At 66.9% G+C, this 2,456-nt stretch carries 2 protein-coding genes; one reads left to right on the top strand and one right to left on the bottom strand.

The window, feature by feature from the left end; all coding sequences use genetic code 11:
• Window positions 1-159 precede the first annotated feature (159 nt).
• Window positions 160-1,344, top strand: a complete 1,185-nt coding sequence (locus tag VF794_RS16755) for a transposase (RefSeq protein ID WP_331111584.1) — start codon at window positions 160-162, stop codon at window positions 1,342-1,344.
• Window positions 1,345-1,476: 132 nt separating this feature from the next.
• Here the strand turns inward: VF794_RS16755 and istB are convergent, their stop codons facing one another.
• Window positions 1,477-2,304 (bottom strand): IS21-like element helper ATPase IstB, encoded by an 828-nt coding sequence (istB, locus tag VF794_RS16750; RefSeq protein WP_331111583.1) that lies wholly within the window; start codon window positions 2,302-2,304, stop codon window positions 1,477-1,479.
• Between the last annotated feature and the right edge of the window lie 152 nt (window positions 2,305-2,456).

Here is a 2,456-nt window from a genome sequence, read left to right as displayed (position 1 = left end):
GGCAACACCCTGGAGGGCACGGCCAGCTACGGGCTGATGCAAGCCTGGCGGAGTCATGTGAGAGCCTGGCGGTAGCGTGTGCCCTGGCGAGGTGTGGCTGGGGAGGGGCTGGTGGGGGCGCACGGGTGGGAGTACCGGCGGAGGCGGCCGGAGGGGACAGTGTTGTATGCGGCGGTGAGGGACAACCTCGCCACGCTGCTGGCGGAGGCGAGCGAATTGGGGCGCGGCCTGCCCCGGTACGTGGAGCGGGACTTCGCCAGGTACCTGGAGTGTGGAGTATTGACGCACGGCTTCGCGCGGGTGCGCTGTGAGAGTTGCAAGGACGAGCTGCTCGTCGCCTTCTCGTGCAAGGGACGAGGGGTGTGCCCGTCCTGCAATGCGAAGCGGGCGCATGTGACGGCGGCGCACCTGGTGGAGCGAGTGCTGCCGCACGTGCCTTATAGACAGTGGACGCTGTCCTTTCCGCACCGGGTGCGGTGGGTACTCCTCAAGGACGCGGGACTGCTCTCGGACGTCCTCACCGTCTTCCTGCGCGCGGTGTTCGCCCTACAACGTCGGCGAGCGCGGAGACAGGGCATCCGTCGTGGGCAGGTAGGTGCCGTGTCGTTCATCCAGTTCTTCGGCTCGGCCTTGCAAGTGACGCCGCACTTCCACTCGCTGGTGCCAGACGGTGCTTTCGTGCAGAGGGAGGGTGGCGTGCACTTCGCGCCGTTGCCGCCACCCACGCAAGACGAGGTGGAGCGCCTCCTGAGGGTAGTGCGCCACCGGGTGCTGCGCCTCTTGGAGAAAAGAGGGGCCATGCCCGCACAAGGGCCCGAGGACGCGCTGCAGGCGTATCAGGCGCACTCGCTGCAGCAGCGGCTGCGCTGGACGGAGGTAGACGTGCGGCCCCCTCCCAGAAAGCAGCCCCGGTGCGCCTTGCTGGAGGGCTTCTCCCTGCATGCCAATACGCATCTGCATGCCAACGACAGACAGGGGCTGGAGCGGCTATGCCGTTACGGGGCACGCGGTGCGCTGGCACTGGCGCGTTTGTCACGAGCGGCGGATGGCCGCATCGCCTACCGCATGAAGCGCCCGCTGCCGGACGGCACCACGCACCTGCTCTTCACCGGGCTGGAACTGTTACGGCGTGTGGCGTCCTTGGTGCCTCCGCCTCGCGCAAACCTCACGAGATTCCACGCTGTCTTCGCTCCAGGCGCGAAACTGCGGCCATTTCTGGTCACCCAAGCAGGTGAGGAGGAGGCGAACGAGGCGCCGCAGGCAGCGGCCAGCAAGTTCTGCCCAGCGTCAATTACTTTTTCCCCTTGGCGACAATTACACTTCCCCATCGGGTTGATGTCCTGACTGCGTTCACTTCGTCGTCGCCGTAGTCGTCGTCACGTTCACCGGAGTCTCTGGCTTAGTCACCTCCTGTGCTGTGGACAGGGCTGTGGATGAGGGGGGCCTGGGGGAGACTCAAAACCTGTGGACAGGCTGTTACTCGTCCCCAGCCCCCTTGCGTGGGGCCTTGTCGGTGGTCTCCCGGCTCTTGGCCTTCTCGCTGCGGTAGCTGTCGCCGGTGAGTTCCAGAATCAGCGCATGGTGCACCACCCGGTCAATTGCCGCCGCTGTCGTCATCGCGTCCTTGAAAATCCTGTCCCACTGCGAAAACACCAGGTTGCTCGTAATCAGGACGCTCCTGCGCTCATAGCGCTGGGCCAGGAAGGTAAACAGCACCTCCATCTCCTCCCTGTCCTGCTGGATGTAGCCGATGTCGTCGATGATGACCGCGTCGTACCCGTCCAGCCGCCGCAGCTCCTTCTCCAGCAGGAGGTTCTTCTTGGCCAGGAGCAGTCGCTGCACCAGCAGCACCGCCGGGACGAAGAGCACCTCGTAACCGCGCTGCACCAGCTCGTGGCCTATGGCGCTCACCACGTGCGTCTTGCCGCGCCCCGGCAGTCCGAAGGCCAGCACGTTCTCCGCGCGCTCCACGAAGCCGCCCTCGCACAGGGCCGGTAGCTGGCGGCGCACCTTGGCTGGTAGCTTCTCCTGCTCGAGTGTGGCGAGCGTCTTGTCCGTGGACAGCCCCGAGGCCTTGAGCAGCCGCTCTATCCGCCGGCCCCGGCGCTCGCTCAGCTCCAGCTCCACCAGCTGGCGCAGGTAGTGCGGGCACGTCCAGCCCTCCTGCTCGGCGCGCCTGGCCAGCTCCTCGTGGTGGGCTGCAACCGCCGGCAGCTTCAGCGCTCGCAGCAGCATGGCCAGCGTCTGCTGCTGCTCGCCCTCGGCCGTTGCCGCTGCTCGCAGGGAAGTGGAGGTGGTGCTCACGAGGCCACCTCCCGCTGCTCCACCAGCAGTGCGTCATAGCTGTTCAGGTCCACCTCGGGCTGTGCCAGCTCGGGCACCTCGGGCCGGGCCGGCGCCACCAGCGTCTTCACCTGCTCGGCACCGCGCAGCCCACCTTCGGCCAGCAGCCGCGC

Source organism: Archangium sp. (assembly GCF_036389735.1).
Classification (GTDB): domain Bacteria; phylum Myxococcota; class Myxococcia; order Myxococcales; family Myxococcaceae; genus Archangium.
Note: the sequence above shows the minus strand (reverse complement) of the source record. Positions and strands in the feature narration are given on the sequence as shown.